The sequence below is a fragment of the Moorena sp. SIOASIH genome, from assembly GCF_010671925.1.
GTDB lineage: Bacteria > Cyanobacteriota > Cyanobacteriia > Cyanobacteriales > Coleofasciculaceae > Moorena.
In genome coordinates, this window is record NZ_JAAHIH010000006.1 from 209408 (window position 1) to 225181 (window position 15774).

The window sequence follows — 15774 nt, forward strand, 5'->3', positions numbered from 1 at the left end:
GCCTTTTGGCCAGGGTTGAAGGCGATGGACGAAGTCCCGCTTTCAGCGAACGCGTGGCCTTTTGGCCAAGGTTGAAAGTTGAAAGTTGAAAGTTGAAAGTTGAAAGTTGAGGGGTGAGGGGTGAGTGTTAATGGTTCACCCTCAGCATCTTAGTTTTATTTGTACCTGCATCATTATGATGTGAATGGGCAATTTGCCAACACGACAAATTACTGTTCACTCTAGGCATCATAATCATGTTTATGGTAAATTTCTGGCTAGCTATAGGGGTTTTGGGACTGGGTTCTATTCTGTGGGTAGAACTGGTGCGAGACTTCTATCACCTCCTGTCCCATCACTGGACACCTCTGTATCGCTTGCATGTGTGGCATCATCGGGTCTTCCGTCAGGATTTAACTGCTGTCAGTGATACCATTTATCGACAGGCGCACTGGCGTAATGATGTGCCAGAAGCGTTGGTTATGCTAATCTTAGGCTTGGTGCTATGGTGGTTGGCTTATACCTGGACACCAGATCTGCATTGGGCAGCTTTGGCTGGTTCTGTGTACTCGATGGTATTTCTATTTGGTGCGATCGCTCGTGGCTATGGCATCAAGGGAGCTGATAAGTTGACTGATGGAACCCACCTTCCGGGTCCATTCCTCTGTCCTCCTTCCTGTTGGATGGTAAATCGCAGCTACCATTGGCGACATCACTTTGATAACCAAAAGGCTTACTATGGCGGCACATTGACTTTAGTAGACAAACTGATGGGGACAGCACTATCGCTCCAAGGGAAAACTATTGCAGTGACGGGAGCATCGGGAACTTTGGGACAGTCACTGTTGTACCATCTCCAGCAACGGGGAGCAAAATTGATTGCTCTGACCTCCCAAGAACAAACTGTTACGTTAAGTGTCAATGGTGAAAGCTTGCCAGTAAAAACCTTCACTTGGCAAGTGAGTAAAGAGTCCGAACTAGCTCCACATTTGGAAAATGTGGATATTCTAATTCTCAATCACGGCATCAATGTTCATCAAGAACGGACAGCCGATGCGATCGCAAAATCCTACGAGGTCAACACATTATCAAGTTGGCGGTTGCTGGAGATGTTTTTATCCACTGTTCGGACGAACGCAGATATTGCTCGCAAGGAAGTTTGGGTTAATACTTCGGAAGCGGAAGTTAGTCCAGCCTTTAGTCCATTGTATGAACTGAGCAAACGAACCCTAGGAGACCTAGTTACCCTCCGTCGTCTAGATGCTCCTTGTGTAGTACGTAAACTAATCCTTGGACCATTTAAAAGTAATCTCAATCCGATTGGGGTCATGTCAGCGGATTGGGTAGCCCAGCAAATCCTTAATCTAGCGACTCGTGATGTGCGTAACATCATTGTGACGATTAATCCTATAACCTATTTAGCGTTTCCAGTCAAGGAATTTTTTGTCAGCCTGTACTATAGGCTGTTTACTCATTAGTCCTTAGCAACTTGCGTTAATTGCTACTAATTAGTGGTACTAATTACTAAGGGTGGCGTAGCCGTTCGCGTAGCGTGGCTGAAAGGCCAAGGTAACGTTGAATTTACGGCACCATATTACTACAGAGTTAAAGTCTTCTGGATTAACATCAGCAGGGATACGGTACCGTTGAGTGCCACTGACCTGCTGAAGACGACCAAGACTTTCTTGAACTTCCCCATCCGTCGCAGGAATGGGGATTCCCAGGCACAACCTAATTGGCTGTTATCTCCTAGGGCGTAACTTTCCCCCGCACCGGAGGTAGCTTAGTAGGGTCAATACCCAGTTTTTTGAGATCCTTATCTCCTATATTAACATTGTCGAAAATTCATCCCCGACCTAAGAGGACGGGGTATTCTTTTCTCTCAACCTCCCCAGTAGATAATTTTCCTTACTGTAGGATTTGGGGACAGTTTGGCGGTGCAACAGCACCATTAAATCGGGTCCGTTGTCGGTCTTAAAGGTTTCGTCAAACTTTTGGTAACGTTGTCCATTGTCTGTGACTAAACTTACCATGCCTTGAGTCGAATGGGCTGCTGTTACAAAATTTCCTGATCTGCTTGTTGCCTGTGCCACTGTTCTCGCTGGTTCAGCAGCTGGAACAGTGGACACATCAATCTTGGTTGTCCTAGACGTAGAGGTAGAGGGTTTTGCCTGAACAGTACTCTGATTCCCAGGTACTCCTGCTACACAACCTACGCTTAAAAAGGCAGTAGCACCAAAGATGGCTAAATAGTTAAGTTTGATCAGATTATCTATCTCGTGGAAAGATTACTCTATTTGCTCTTATGTCTAGTCTTCGGTGGCAGTAGCATGAGTTTTGGTTAAGAAATTTAGTGAATAATTATCAACTCTAGCTCATCAAAAAGTTTGTTTCTTATCATATCCCAAACTTGGTAATTTAAGTAAATTTTAATATTTAGCTCAGGTTATATTAATATATTATCAATATTATCTAGATTAGTCACATACTATTTTCTTAGTTTGGTTGAGTTTAAAATGACAAGTTATGAGACAATAATGGGTGTAATAGTGTTTCCAAATTCAAGGGGCAAATAATTGCTATAACCTTTATACTACCACACTTTTTAATGTCCTATTCCCTATTCCCTGCCCACAGCGCTATACCTGTTTTTAGACATGACAGTTCCCAAAGTGAGCTACCCAAACTCTAGGTGTTCTTCTAACAAACGAGTATTTAGGTTACGAGCTGCAACGGTCGTGATGCTGATTCTAGTTACTTGTTTCAGTGCGATCGCTCTAGCTTGGTTGACTGGTCAGGGGCAGATTACCCAGCTATTTGCTCAGCTGTATATCTGGCAAAGAAACCCACCGATGTGGCTGGAAGCACCAATGGTGACTCAGCACCACTACTTATTACTGCCAACAATTATCTTAATGGTAGTTGTGCTGGGGGTCACGAAAATCTCTCCCCGTCCTCGCACTTGGTCTAGAAATTTAGTGGTGGGGATTTTGCTAGCACTATTGGGACGATATCTGCTCTGGCGAATCTTCTCTACCCTCAATTTAGTGGATCCCCTTAATGGTGTCTTTAGCCTAGGATTATTTTTACTGGAAATGTTGTTGCTAACCAGCAGTATTATCCAGCTATTTTTAATGTTAAGGGTCAAAAACCGTAGCGCTCAGGCTTCCCAGTTATCAATAGATGTGATTTCAGGAAGGTTTAATCCTTCTGTGGATATCTTAATCCCAACCTATAATGAACCCTGTTTTATTTTAAAGCGAACAATTATGGGTTGTCAAGGGATAGATTATGACAACAAAAACGTTTATTTACTAGATGATACCAAACGTCAAAATGTCAAAGAGCTAGCTGCTGAATTGGGGTGTAACTATATCACTCGTCCAGATAATTCTTATGCCAAAGCGGGAAACTTAAACCATGCTATTCCAAAAACCTCAGGGGATTTGATTGTATTCTTTGATGCGGATTTTGTCCCAACTAAAAATTTCCTGACTCGCACCGTAGGTTTTTTTAAAAATAGTAATGTGGGATTAGTCCAAACTCCTCAAAGCTTTTATAATCCTGACCCGATTGCCTACAATTTAGGTTTAGAAGATGTGCTATTGCCAGAAGAAGAGGTATTTTATAGGCAAGTTCAGCCCATCCGCGATGGTGCTGGCGGTGTGGTTTGTGCCGGAACTTCCTTTGTTGTGAAACGTGATATTATAGAAGCAGCTGGTGGTTTTGTAACCGATTCTTTGACTGAAGATTACTTTACTGGTATTCGGATAGCAGCGATGGGTTACCAGGTTATTTATTTAGATGAAAAACTTAGTGCTGGTTTAGCCGCAGAAAATATTGCTGCCCATGTAGCTCAACGATTGCGGTGGGCTCAAGGAACATTACAGGCATTTTTTATTGATGCCAACCCTCTAACTATTCCGGGGTTAAAACCAATCCAAAGGCTAGCCCATTTAGATGGATTACTAAATTGGTTTACCGGTTTATCTCGCTTCGGATTCCTGTTAATGCCCCTAGCTTATTCATTTCTAGGGGTGATTCCCTTACAAGCAACGGCTGCTGAATTGTTGTATTTCTTGCTACCTTATTATCTGATACAGCTCACAGTTTTTTCCTGGTTAAACCTTCGTTCCCGGTCAGGATTGTTGTCGGATATTTACTCATTGCCTTGGTGTGTTCCTCTGAGCATGACAGTGATACAAGTCATGCTGAATCCCTTTGGCAAAGGATTTAAGGTCACACCCAAAGGCGTAAAACGCGATCGCTTTGTGTTTAACTCCAAGTTGGGATTGCCTTTGATTATCCTATTTATCGCGACAGCAGTGAGCCTATGGATGAATTTGAGTACTTCTGTGATGTATTGGGGGAGTGGGATATCAGCTACTGACGCTCAGATGATTCAAGGTCTGAGTCTAGGTTGGATTTGGAGTATCTATAACCTGATCATGTTGGGTATTGCTTTATTGATTGTACTGGATGTCCCCAATCCTGACCTTTACCAGTGGTTCAAGTTGCGCCGAGTGGTGCGGCTTGAGATCGGAAATCAGACCGTCTGGGGTATGACCACCAAGATTTCAGAAATTGGTGCTCAAGTGGCCTTGACGGAGGTGGCTGATTTACGATTAGATACCCGAAACACTGCTACTGAACAGTTGCCAGTGAGACTAGAGATGATCGAGGAAAAGCTACAGTTGTCAGGACTAGTTACTGAAATTGACAACAGTGGTGAGGAAGCTAGTCTACGGATTATGTTTGACCCATTAACTCTCCAACAGCATCGCACTTTGGTAGAAATGCTCTTTTGTCGTCCGGGTCGATGGCAGCGACGGGAAAGTCCATCAGAAATGCGATCGCTTTTACTGTTGTTTAAGATTTTGCTGAAACCGCGAGTGCTATTTGATCGCCAGGGTAAGACAGTACGTCGTGCGGAATGTCAGCCAAACCGAATCCTTTAACCAGATATGGGTTCTGATCTTGCCTGATGAATCTGTTTAGCAGCCCTTAGTCCAGATTCTAATGCCCCCTGTAACCATCCCCTAGTAGAAGAGGTATGTTCTCCAGCAAAATAAATTCGTCCTTCTCTACGTCTGAGTTCATTAAACAAATTGTCTTCTTGAGCTTTACTCGGATATGCCCAACCTGCCCTCGACCAAGGGTCATTCGTCCAAGAATGAGTTATAGCACTCAGCTGATAGTTACCAACTCCAGGTAAAATCTCTTCCCACTGCTGTAGTAATTGAGCTAATCTTTGCTCTGGGTCTAGAGCATCCATAGCTAGAGCAGCTTCCCCCTTTAGATAGGAATGCAAAATCCCTGTTTTTCCGGGACTATCCCAAGTGGGTTGCCACAGTTCTTCAGGGCGATCGCTAAATAAACCCCAACCATTTAAACCTTCTTTTTCCCAGAAACGTTCGGGAAATTCCACAAACATTCGAGTAGCAGGGCGATAGTTGTAACCACCCGAAAAAGCCATCTGTTTTTGAGGAGACAGTGGCGGATTAAAAGCGATCTGTCCCAGCACCGGCATAGGTACAGTGCAAAGTACAGAATCCCCATTGTATTGCCGTCCAGATTTACAAAAAACTCTAACCCCTAGAGATGTTTGTTCGATGCGAGTGACGGCATCACCAATATTAATTTTCCCGGCTAGAGCCGTGGCAAAAGCTTGTGGCAACCGATCTGAACCCCGCCCAATCTTAGTCCATTCCAATATTCGTCCTTTTGGCCAGGATCTGGCTAATTCATCGGCAGAAACTAGGGTCCGTTGACCATCTTTCCACCTAATGTAAAGCCCTTCCCTGGGATAAAAAAGCTTTAGACCTAAACCGAAGTGTTTAATATAGGCAAGGGTTAGATCGTGATCTGGAGGAATCCTTGCGGCTCCTGCTTCCACGAAATGTCCTTCGCTAAAATGACCCCGCAGAGTTAAAACTCTACCGCCCACTCGCTCGCGGGCTTCTAAAACCGTCACTGTATGACCCACTGCCGCCAGCTCATAGGCTGCTACCAGACCAGAGACCCCAGCCCCTACAACGATCGTTTTCTGAGGTGGCAACCCTGGTTTTAATTTTCCTGGAGTGCTTGAGGTTTGGGCTTTAACTTGAGCATAGATTGTTGTAGTAGCAAAGGTTAAGGCACTACGCAATAAAAATTTACGGCGATTAAGTTTGAACATAGAGTTACTGCAATCCTGGAGAATCACTAGATTGAAATTATTCAAGCTTTTCTTGATATAAGAACATAGGGTTGAGGCCACTTTTTCGGGTTGGAATCACGTCCGTTTAGAGGACATGGGTTCTTTCACCTCAAAAATTTCCACATCCATCAGCGAACCTAGAAAATTTTCGGTACTTTCTACAAACTTTTGGACCTTGAGATCGGCATCAAAATGGCTGGCTGGTAACAGATGAACAGCACTATGCCACTGCTCGGAAGCATCCCACCAGACATCAACAACAACCACATTAGTAGCATCAGCACCAGCCTTAACAATCAGACTCCGCTCAATTTTCTCAATATAAATCTCATGCTCGTGCCCCCCAACAATTACAGGAACCTTACCACTAAGTTGGTCATCTTGCTCGATCCCCGTGGCTAGTTCCCGATCTTCGGCAATGGTCTGATCGGTCAGCGGAATCAGCATGGTTGCGTCATTGGAACACTTAGACCAGGTTTCTTTTAACGCATCAAAGATCGGTTGAATGGTTAGGTTCGCCCCGGGTCGGAAAGTATTGATCTTACTAGTGCAAAATCCAGCAAAGGCAACTCTACGAGAACCGACTTCAACAATGTCATATTTCGGAAGCAGCTGACCACTGGCATCCACAATTGGCAAGTCCAAGATGTTGCTATTTAAGCATTTCCCTTCGTAGGTTTTAAAACGCTCACCTAGGACATCCACGGTCACATCGAATTCATGGTTGCCCAAGCAAATATAATCAATGTTGACTACCTTGAGCACGTCCAGCATGGCTTTACCGCCATCAAGTGAGGTAATTAAACAAGGAGAGAGAAAGTCTCCGCTGAGGCAGGCAATCACCACGGCATATTCCGATGTTTCCTTCAGGGATTTAATCACTGTTTCCACGTAGGGATAATTCTTGATGTCGTAAACATCATTGATCGAAATGATTCTGAGATAGTTGCCCACCGCCTCTCGGGGTTTGGGCAGATACAATCGAGGAGTTGTCATGAGGGGAAGTAATATTTAGTAATATTTCCGGAATTTAATATAGAAATAGGATAAACAAAGAGATAAGTAAAAAATATAATTAAAATAGTTTCTTAAGAATTACACTGATGCCAGTGACAGCGTTGGTGAATACAGAAATGAATCGGGAGCAGGCACCGGAACATCCCAAGACTTGAGGTTTGGTCGTGATTTAGGACCAGGGTAAACCCATGTTATTTTGAAATGCCTATAGGTGCGCTTTCCGTTGGCGAATTAAATTCGCCACGGGTCGCACCTCTGGATATGATTATCTTACGATAAGTATTTTTGCTTATGAATTTTGAAATTTTGGTTAGGTGCGCTTTCCGCATCTAATTATTAAATTCGCCACGGGTCGCACCTCTGGATCGCTTCTGAGTAAGGCTTATAGAATTTAGATCCGTTTGCCCTGCCTGTTAGCAGGGCTATTTCATTGACAATTTGCGATCGCTGAAAGCGGGACTTCGTCCATCGCCTTTGGCTGGCTCTTCGAGCCATCGCGGCGACTGAGTATGGTATTATCTGAGGGGTCGGTTTTTTTTCTTGTCTGATGGTTATTTACCACTTGGGCCCTTGTGGGACCTGTCTAGGTCAGCAATAAAAAAGACATGGAAACCTGACAAAAGTTGATGACTGTATCATTTAATGCTGTTAATTTTGTCCTACTTGTTGAATAATCGAGTAGATTAGTATAGAGAATATCGACAGAATGACTAGAGTTTTTACAAGTGCTGTTATCAATACTCATATTGATAAAGTCTGGATGAAGATCAGAGATTTTAATGCTCTGCCTAACTGGCATCCAGCTATTGCTAACAGTTACATAGAAAATGATGAACCTAGCGATAAAGTTGGCTGTATTCGTAATTTCAATCTCAAAGAAGGGGGGAATATTCGAGAGAAGCTATTGGTTCTAAGCGACTTAGATTATTTATTTTCCTACTCAATTCTCGAATCCCCCATGCCATTAACGAACTATGTGGCAACATTTCAGCTTAAGCCAATCACAGATGGAGATCGAACTTATGCTGAATGGACAGCAATATTTGACTGTGACCCCCAAGACGAAAATCATCTGATTAAGTTAGTAGGTGATGGTGTTTTTCAGACAGGTTTCAACGCATTGAACCAGATATTTAATAAATAATGAATAACCGTTCAAATGGCAGATGCACAGTATTGGATAGAGAAACTAAAACTCGATAAATTAGAAGAAATTGGCGGCTACTTTCGCTCACATCTTAAATCAGAAAAAACCGTCTCTCAGATAGCTGCTTCAGAAGGTGGCAATGATCGTAGATTGTGGGAAGTCAATTATTACCTCCTGCAGAATAATGATGTTACAGCACTTCATCAACTCAAGCAAGATGAAATATGGCATTTTTACGCGGGTAACCCATTGGCTCTTCATATATTCCCCAATGATGGAAATTACCGGAAAATTAAGCTGGGTAGTAACTTGGACGCGGGTGAAGTTTTTCAAGCAGTTGCAACCCATGATACTTGGTTTGGGGCGACAATGGTTGAACCCAATTCTTTTGCACTAGTTGGTACTACTCTAGCGCCCGGTTGGCATCCAACCGATTCCACAAAACCTACTCCTAATCAGTTGGAAAAATTGATGGAAATTTATCCGCAACATCAAGAGTTAATTAAGCGATTAACGCTTAGTATATAGCTGTAATTTATATTAAATCGTTGTATAGCAACGTTTATGACTGTATTCTCATCACCAAATCTTAATTATGGGTATCCCAGGCCTGGTCAACAGGAACTTAATAGTCAAGACATCATGAACCATGTCTTTTTTCTTTCCCCCAGTGAATGGAAAAAGACGCGAGAAGAAAAACAATTTGACTATATCGTTATTGGCAGTGGCTTTTGTGCTCTTGGCTTTATTGAGAGAGTTATTAATAAAGATGATAATGCCAGAATTCTGCTCATCGAACGCGGGTCATTTTTCCTGCCAGAACACGTTCAAAACTTACCGACTTCCTACCAAAAACTGTTACTCAAGCAGGCGTTAAAAACCTTTCCCTGGACTTTATCATCTAAGACCCTTAATCTTAATAAATATATTAAATGGCAGCATGGGATAATCCCCTTTTTCGGAGGTGGCTCGACCCTATGGAGTGCCTGGTGCCCGGAACCGACAACAGCGGAAATGAACGGTTGGCCTCAAGCAACGATTAAGGCAGCCCAAGACTATTTTAAGACGGCGAAAATGTTGCTGAATGTGGTTGGAGCCAATGACGAAGAAACCGGAAATATCTTTGACCACTGGCAAAATAAACTAACTGAGAGATTGAAGCAGAATCTTCAGGATATTAAGTCAGCCACCCGCGTCCAACATGCTCAGATTGCCGTTGGCACTCCAACGATTACATCCACTGACGTGGAAAAGTTTTCCACACCAGGGCCACTTCTGGATGAGGTAATAAAATGCCAGGAAGAAGCCAAAAAACGTCAGATTGATTCCCGACTGAGTATTGTCACCGAATGTACAGTGACACGGATCTGGCAACAGGAAAACCAAGCAACAGCATTGGAAACAACCCGTGGGGTGGTCAATGTTGGCGATAGTAAAGTTATTTTAGCCATGGGGAGTATACCGTCAACAACCCTGGTTTTGAATTCTTTTCCACAGGCAAAAAATGCGGGTAAGCGGTTTACCGGCCACTTTATCAGTGCCATTGTTGCCCGTATTCCCCGAGACGACTTTCTGGAAATCTTTGACTGGGAAGAAAGCATTAAAGATGATTTAAGGAAAAAAAATCTGGAGTTGGCAGCTATCTACTTGGCTGGCGTCGATCAGGAAACTCAGGGACAATATCACATTCAACTCTCAGCTATATCCGATCCTGACCCAACTAATAAGACTCACATTGATACAGCGGCTCGTAATATGCCGGATGTGGTAGCCACCGCCTCACCCAAGCAACTTGAGACATCCAAGGATTACATCGTGTTTGTCTGTGCGGTTCTGGGTGAACTATTCGATAACCCTGGTAACGGATTAGAAAAAAATGATGGGGACGATCCCACAACCAATGTTACCCTGCAAGTGTTGGAAACGGACAAAGACTTATCCCTGTGGGATACTATGGACAAAGCCACTTTTGAGGTTCTTGAGCAGGGTTTGTCCCCAAAAGGAAAAGACCGAGTAGAATATTGGCACGGTGATCCCGATACGGGACAATGGAAGCGCGAACGCCACAAAACTCGTGTTCCCGGATTGGTACACGAAGCCTCAACCATGTGGATTGGGGATGATGAAGAGGCTGTTGTCGGATTAGATTATCGGCTCAAGGGTGTAGAGAACGTCTATATCACCGGAGCTTCACTTTGGCCCACTGGCGGTTCTTGGAACCCAACGTTGACCATGGTTGCCCTTGCCCAACATCTAGCCGATAACCTAACCGAACAAGCAAAGGAAACTAAGACATAGGAGATGGAACAGGGGTAGTGCCTTTCAGGGCACTACCCACCCCGTCCTAGCATTGATAAAATCCAACAGCTTTGGCCGTTCTAACCCTTGGTTCGGGTCTTGCAAAGCAACACCTTTTTATCATTACATTGCTAACAATGCCAGTTCATCCATCGACACCATACCATCTTTATCGACATCCAACACCTCAAACATCAGGCTAATTAATTCTTTCTGGGTGCAGCCTGTCCGTTTTGCCAATGCTCCCTGTACTTCTGCCGGGGAAATATAGCCATCTTGATTTTGATCGAGAAAGGCAAAGGCATTTTTGAAACCCTGTTTCAGCTCTTCTGTGGTCATTTTCCCATCGCCATCGGCGTCCCATTCCTCATAATTAATTAGGACTCTCCAGGCATCTTTCATACAGCTTTCTACGATCAGGTTTTGGCCTGGAAGACATTGCTCCAAAGCTGGAGCACCTCCATTTGCGTTGACATAATCTACCAACGGTTTGATTTGATCGAGCCCCCTCAGCAAGAATTGGACAATACTGAGGGTGTAAATCTTTTGGGGGTCAAATGGGGCGTGGTTAATGCTGACAATTTTCAGACTGGGGTAGTCTTCAACTACTACATCAAGATCGGCATGGAGAAAATTGGATGCTTCCCGCTCGGGCGTGCCGCGAGTTTCGGTAATAGACTCTTGTAAGACGTACCCAGGCACCTGAATCAAGGCCATTTGGGTATCCAATGGCATCTCTTCCAACAAATCCCTATATCTGAACGATTCTCCCTTCTCATAGTATCGCTTACCCCGAAAGGATCCTCCCTGGATCATAACTATATCGACATTATTCAAGCTTTTCTTGATATAAGAACATAGGATTGAGGCCACTTTTTCGGGTTGGAATCGCGTCCGTTTAGAGGACATCGGTTCTTTCACCTCAAAAATTTCTACATCCATGAGCGAACCTAGAAAATTTTGGGTACTTTCTACAAACTTTTGGACCTTGGGATCGGCATCAAAATGGCTGGTTGGCAACAGATGAACAGCACTATGCCACTGCTCGGAAGCATCCCACCACACATCAACAACAACCACATTAGTAGCATCAGCACCAGCTTTAACAATCAGACTCCGCTCAATTTTCTCAATATAAATCTCATGCTCGTGCCCCCCAACAATTACAGGAACCTTACCACTAAGTTGGTGATCTTGCTGGATCCCAGTGGCTAGTTCCCGATCTTCTGCAATGGTCTGATGGGTCAGGGGAATCAGCATAGTTGCGTCATTGGAACACTTAGACCAGGTTTCCTTTAAAGCATCAAATATCGGTTGAATGGTTAGGTTCGTCCCTGGTCTGAAAAGATCGGTATTGTTAGTGCAAAATCCACCAAAGGCAACTCTATGAGAACCGACTTCAACAATGTCATATTTCGGAAGTGGCTGACCACTGGCATCCACAATTGGCAAGTCCAAGATGTTGCTATTTAAGCATTTTCCTTCGTAGGTTTTGAAACGCTCACGCAGGACATCGACGGTAACATCGAATTCATGGTTGCCCAAGCAAATATAATCAATGTTGACTAGCTTAAGCACGTCCAGCATGGCTTTACCCCCATCAACTGAGGTAAGTAAACAAGGAGAGAGAAAGTCTCCACTGAGGCAGGCAATCACCACGGCATCTTCCGATGTTTCCTTTAGGGATTGAATCACTGTTTCCACGTAGGGATAATTCTTGATGTCGTAAACATCATTGATCGAAATAATTCTGAGATAGTTTCCCACTGCCTCTCGGGGTTTTGGCAGATACAATCGAGGAGTTGTCATGAGGGAAAGTAATTTTTAGGAATATTTCAGGAATATTCTATAGCAAAAGCGTCAACAAAGAGATCAGCAAAAATTATAATTAAAATAGTTTCTTAAGAATTACACTGATGCCAGTGACGGCGTTACTGAATACACAGATGAATCGGGAGCAGGCACCGGAACATCCCAAGACTTGAGGTTTGGTCCTGATTTAGGATTACCTGTAGTCTATAAATACTGATTGCTAGTTGTATGGTATCTTAATCAAGGTGCCTGTCTTTGCTATTACCACAATGGAAGCATCTTGACAGTTGCTAACGTATCATTCCCAAAAAAATCCAGGGTTAAGTCTAACTTGCTTTATGACAATTCAAAAAACTGTTTCGGTTTTGACTGCTAGGTCTATTCTTGAAGGCATTGACGCTGTTGCCATTGACCAAATGCCCACAGTTTGGCAAAAAATTGCCAGTGGTGAGGCAGAAGTAGGACATCCTGACCTTGAGTTTCTGGTTGCTTTGGCTCAATTGTTTCTAAGCAAAGCAACTGACGGCAGCCCAGAAATTTTTGAGCAAGGGTTCGATTGCCAGTCTCTTTTTCAGAAGGGAGCTTGGGATACTTTAGAGTTCTTCGGTGCTGACTATTTGCTGTCAGCTTACCCAAATTTTGAATTAGCCAAGACTACTGCTGTGGCAACAGATGGTGCCGAACGGGTGGTCGCTTTTGTCGTAGACGTGTTTGAGGAGTTCAAATATGAATTACCAGCCTCTTTCTATCAGATGCTTCTGTGCCCGATTGAGCGTGACTCGATCCTAGAATCACGGGCTATGGCTTTTGATGTCCGCATGCAGGGTGTCAAACGTCCCTACGATGCCTGCCTTCACGCCTTCAATGTGACGCGGATGCTGATGTTTGTCCAGAGTAAAGCTGCTCGTCACGGTCTTCTGCTCCAACACGGGTGCGGGTGTGACTCTCATCTAACCGACATTCAGTCGGCTGCACCTAGTTCAATAGTCCAGTACTCATTTGAGCATCAGAAAACTCGTAAAAAAGCAATTACGGCTTACATCTGGCGCATGTGGAATGAGTACATGCTCTTCCCAATGTCTGTTCAATCAAAAACTCTAGCTCTATAGGTTTGAGAGATAATCTCAAGAAAAGCATTGCCATGAGAGCTAATTTCTCAACAAAACGTTAAGGACAGTATTCGGTGCGTTCGCAAAGCGTGCCCAAAAGGCGTTCGCAGGTTCACTTGAGCCTTGGTATATCCTCCAGAGGTTCACCTCTGTGAGCTGATGTGATGATTGGAATGACTTGATCGGCTCAGGTGAATTAAGCGATCGCTTTTATATCATAATGATTGATTAATTATTAGTTTGTTAAAAAAAAATAATAATTACACTGAAAAGTTTGTAACTATAATCACTAAAGTTCCCTGGTCTAAAGTTCCCGACAACTGCGGCGAAGTCTACTTTACTTACCCATTAGCAGTCGATCCATAGGATAGTAATCTGTGTAGGAATAGTGAGAATTTTTGATTTGATCCGAAGTTCCCGACTCCCTCGGTGCGCTTTCCGTAGGCGAATTAAATTCGCCACGGGTCGCACCGCTCCCGACTCCCGACTCCCTGTTTCCTTTGCTAGATAAGTAATCTAACAACATAAGTAATCTCACCAACTTGATCTAAAATGCAAGCAAGCTTAAGCAGCGGAAGCTCATTTGACACTCCCCGCCTTAAAAGAGCGGGGATTCCCAGATCAACGAGCTGCCTTAAACCACCATGTCCTAATCTTTGACGCCGCCAAAAAATAGGCAGTATCTAAACCAAAAACCCGTCAAGACCAAGAATTTAGTTTAGTTCACGATAGACCCAGCGGGCAATTCTCTTTGGGCGTTTGGCTACTTGTTTGGAAGTGCCTTAAAAAGTCTGTTTCCTTCCTTTTCACCTGGTTCCGGCGTGCCCCGCCGTACCGTTCTGTTCTCAAAATGTGATTCTGCTAGGTTCACACACCAATGGTTAATTGATGATTGGGTTTTTAAGGAGGACTTTCCCTACCCTCCGGGCATTACTACTTTAAGGTCAATAAGTTACGGGTTTCTATCCCGGCTCAGCCTCGGTTTTTCAGCCTGTACCCTATACTTCAATTATACTATGGCGCTAGAAAAGTGTCAACTAAAAGCCGTCCTAGAAGGACGGGGCTTTAAACCAAAAATTTTTGGTAAGCTGATCGCGTGAGGCCGTTGTCTATCTAAAAAACAAGATAAAGAAAAAACTTATGCCTAAATGGAGTTCTCTGGTACTAGCCACTCTAGTATTAGTTGCACCCTTAACAGCCTGTGAAGGAGGTGGGACAAGCGCTACACAAAGCCGCTTAGATATAGTCAAGAACCGTGGCAAGCTGATTTGTGGTGTTGACGGTGGCATTCCCGGATTTAGCTTTGTGGATGGGAGCGGTAACTACTCCGGGCTAGATGTGGATGTCTGTAAAGCAGTTGCTGCTGCTTTGTTTGATGACCCAAAAGCAGTAGAGTACCGTAACCTTGACTCCACTGAGCGATTTCCCGCCGTCCGGAATGGTGAAGTGGATATGCTCTCGCGCAATACAACTTGGACTCTTAGCCGAGATAGCTCTACCAATAACTTAGAATTTGCCCCTACTACCTTCTATGATGGTCAGGGCATGATGGTGCGCAAAAACAGTGGGATTAAAACACTGAAGGATTTTAAAGGAAAATCCGTCTGTGTGGAAACTGGAACCACTACTGAGTTGAATTTAACCGACAAGATGCGGGAAGCAGGTGTCGAATTTGAGCCGGTGGTATTTCAGAAAGCAGACCTTGCCTATACTGCCTATGACGAAGGACGTTGTGACGGCATGACTTCTGATAAATCCCAACTACTGGCTAAACGCAGCACTCTGCCTAAGCCTGATGATCATATACTTCTAGATGTTACCATGTCCAAGGAACCCTTGGGACCAGTAACTATTAATAATGACTCCGCTTGGTTTGATGTAGTCAAGTGGGTTACCTTCGCCTTGATTGAAGCTGAAGAGTTAGGCATTACTAAGGCGAATGTGGCACAAATGGGCAGCAGTTCTAACCCGACTATCAAACGCTTCGTGGGTGTTGAAGGTGAATTAGGCAAAGGTCTCGGTTTAGAAAACGATTTTGCAGCGCGAGTGATTAAGCACGTGGGTAACTACGGCGAAGTCTATGACCGTAACTTGGGTAAAAGTTCTCAGTTCAAACTCAATCGGGGCCTGAATGACCTCTGGACTCGTGGGGGTATTTTGTATTCTCCACCCTTCCGTTAAGGGATTGTTAACTGTTGAAGGTTTAAGGTTGA

13 protein-coding genes are annotated in these 15774 nt (G+C 43.9%); 8 read left to right on the forward strand and 5 right to left on the reverse strand.

Annotated features, from left to right (window positions below; translation table 11 throughout):
• Positions 1–242: 242 nt before the first annotated feature.
• On the forward strand, positions 243–1457 hold the full coding sequence (locus F6J90_RS33005; RefSeq protein WP_293105263.1) for a bifunctional sterol desaturase/short chain dehydrogenase: 1215 nt from the start codon (positions 243–245) through the stop codon (positions 1455–1457).
• A 39-nt stretch (positions 1458–1496) separates the two neighbouring features.
• Here F6J90_RS33005 and F6J90_RS33010 read toward each other — a convergent pair whose 3' ends face one another.
• The gene (locus F6J90_RS33010) at positions 1497–1709 is read right to left on the reverse strand and encodes a DM13 domain-containing protein (protein WP_293103764.1); all 213 of its coding nucleotides are present in this window, start codon (positions 1707–1709) and stop codon (positions 1497–1499) included.
• A gap of 126 nt (positions 1710–1835) precedes the next feature.
• Positions 1836–2108, reverse strand: a complete 273-nt coding sequence (locus tag F6J90_RS33015; RefSeq protein WP_293103767.1) for a DM13 domain-containing protein — start codon at positions 2106–2108, stop codon at positions 1836–1838.
• 612 nt (positions 2109–2720) lie between these two features.
• Here F6J90_RS33015 and F6J90_RS33020 point away from each other — a divergent pair.
• The gene (locus tag F6J90_RS33020; RefSeq protein WP_293103770.1) at positions 2721–4937 is read left to right on the forward strand and encodes a glycosyltransferase; all 2217 of its coding nucleotides are present in this window, start codon (positions 2721–2723) and stop codon (positions 4935–4937) included.
• Here F6J90_RS33020 and F6J90_RS33025 read toward each other — a convergent pair.
• Positions 4934–6157, reverse strand: coding sequence for an FAD-dependent oxidoreductase (locus tag F6J90_RS33025; protein WP_293103773.1), 1224 nt, complete (start codon positions 6155–6157; stop codon positions 4934–4936). The genes F6J90_RS33020 and F6J90_RS33025 overlap by 4 nt on opposite strands.
• A 96-nt stretch (positions 6158–6253) precedes the next feature.
• Positions 6254–7174, reverse strand: coding sequence for a metallophosphoesterase (locus tag F6J90_RS33030; RefSeq protein WP_293103776.1), 921 nt, complete (start codon positions 7172–7174; stop codon positions 6254–6256).
• A 727-nt stretch (positions 7175–7901) separates the two neighbouring features.
• Between F6J90_RS33030 and F6J90_RS33035 the strand changes: the two genes are divergently transcribed.
• From F6J90_RS33035 to F6J90_RS33045, 3 genes are read left to right on the forward strand one after another with little or no spacing between them, the layout of a single operon-like run.
• A complete protein-coding gene (locus tag F6J90_RS33035; RefSeq protein WP_293103778.1) occupies positions 7902–8339 on the forward strand; it encodes an SRPBCC family protein in 438 nt (145 codons plus the stop codon).
• Between the two features lie 15 nt (positions 8340–8354).
• Positions 8355–8870, forward strand: a complete 516-nt coding sequence (locus tag F6J90_RS33040) for a cupin domain-containing protein (protein ID WP_293103781.1) — start codon at positions 8355–8357, stop codon at positions 8868–8870.
• 36 nt (positions 8871–8906) lie between these two features.
• On the forward strand, positions 8907–10640 hold the full coding sequence (locus F6J90_RS33045) for a GMC oxidoreductase (RefSeq protein WP_293103784.1): 1734 nt from the start codon (positions 8907–8909) through the stop codon (positions 10638–10640).
• A 123-nt stretch (positions 10641–10763) separates the two neighbouring features.
• On the opposite strand, the gene F6J90_RS33050 is transcribed toward F6J90_RS33045, so the two are convergent.
• Positions 10764–12449, reverse strand: coding sequence for an EF-hand domain-containing protein (locus F6J90_RS33050; RefSeq protein WP_293103786.1), 1686 nt, complete (start codon positions 12447–12449; stop codon positions 10764–10766).
• A gap of 341 nt (positions 12450–12790) precedes the next feature.
• Between F6J90_RS33050 and F6J90_RS33055 the strand changes: the two genes are divergently transcribed.
• The 3 genes from F6J90_RS33055 to F6J90_RS33065 all read left to right on the forward strand — a co-directional run bounded on the left by F6J90_RS33055 (position 12791) and on the right by F6J90_RS33065 (position 15742).
• Positions 12791–13561, forward strand: coding sequence for a hypothetical protein (locus F6J90_RS33055; RefSeq protein ID WP_293103789.1), 771 nt, complete (start codon positions 12791–12793; stop codon positions 13559–13561).
• 388 nt (positions 13562–13949) lie between these two features.
• The gene (locus tag F6J90_RS33060; RefSeq protein WP_293103792.1) at positions 13950–14072 is read left to right on the forward strand and encodes a hypothetical protein; all 123 of its coding nucleotides are present in this window, start codon (positions 13950–13952) and stop codon (positions 14070–14072) included.
• Between the two features lie 629 nt (positions 14073–14701).
• Positions 14702–15742, forward strand: coding sequence for an amino acid ABC transporter substrate-binding protein (locus tag F6J90_RS33065; RefSeq protein ID WP_293103795.1), 1041 nt, complete (start codon positions 14702–14704; stop codon positions 15740–15742).
• Positions 15743–15774 lie beyond the last annotated feature (32 nt).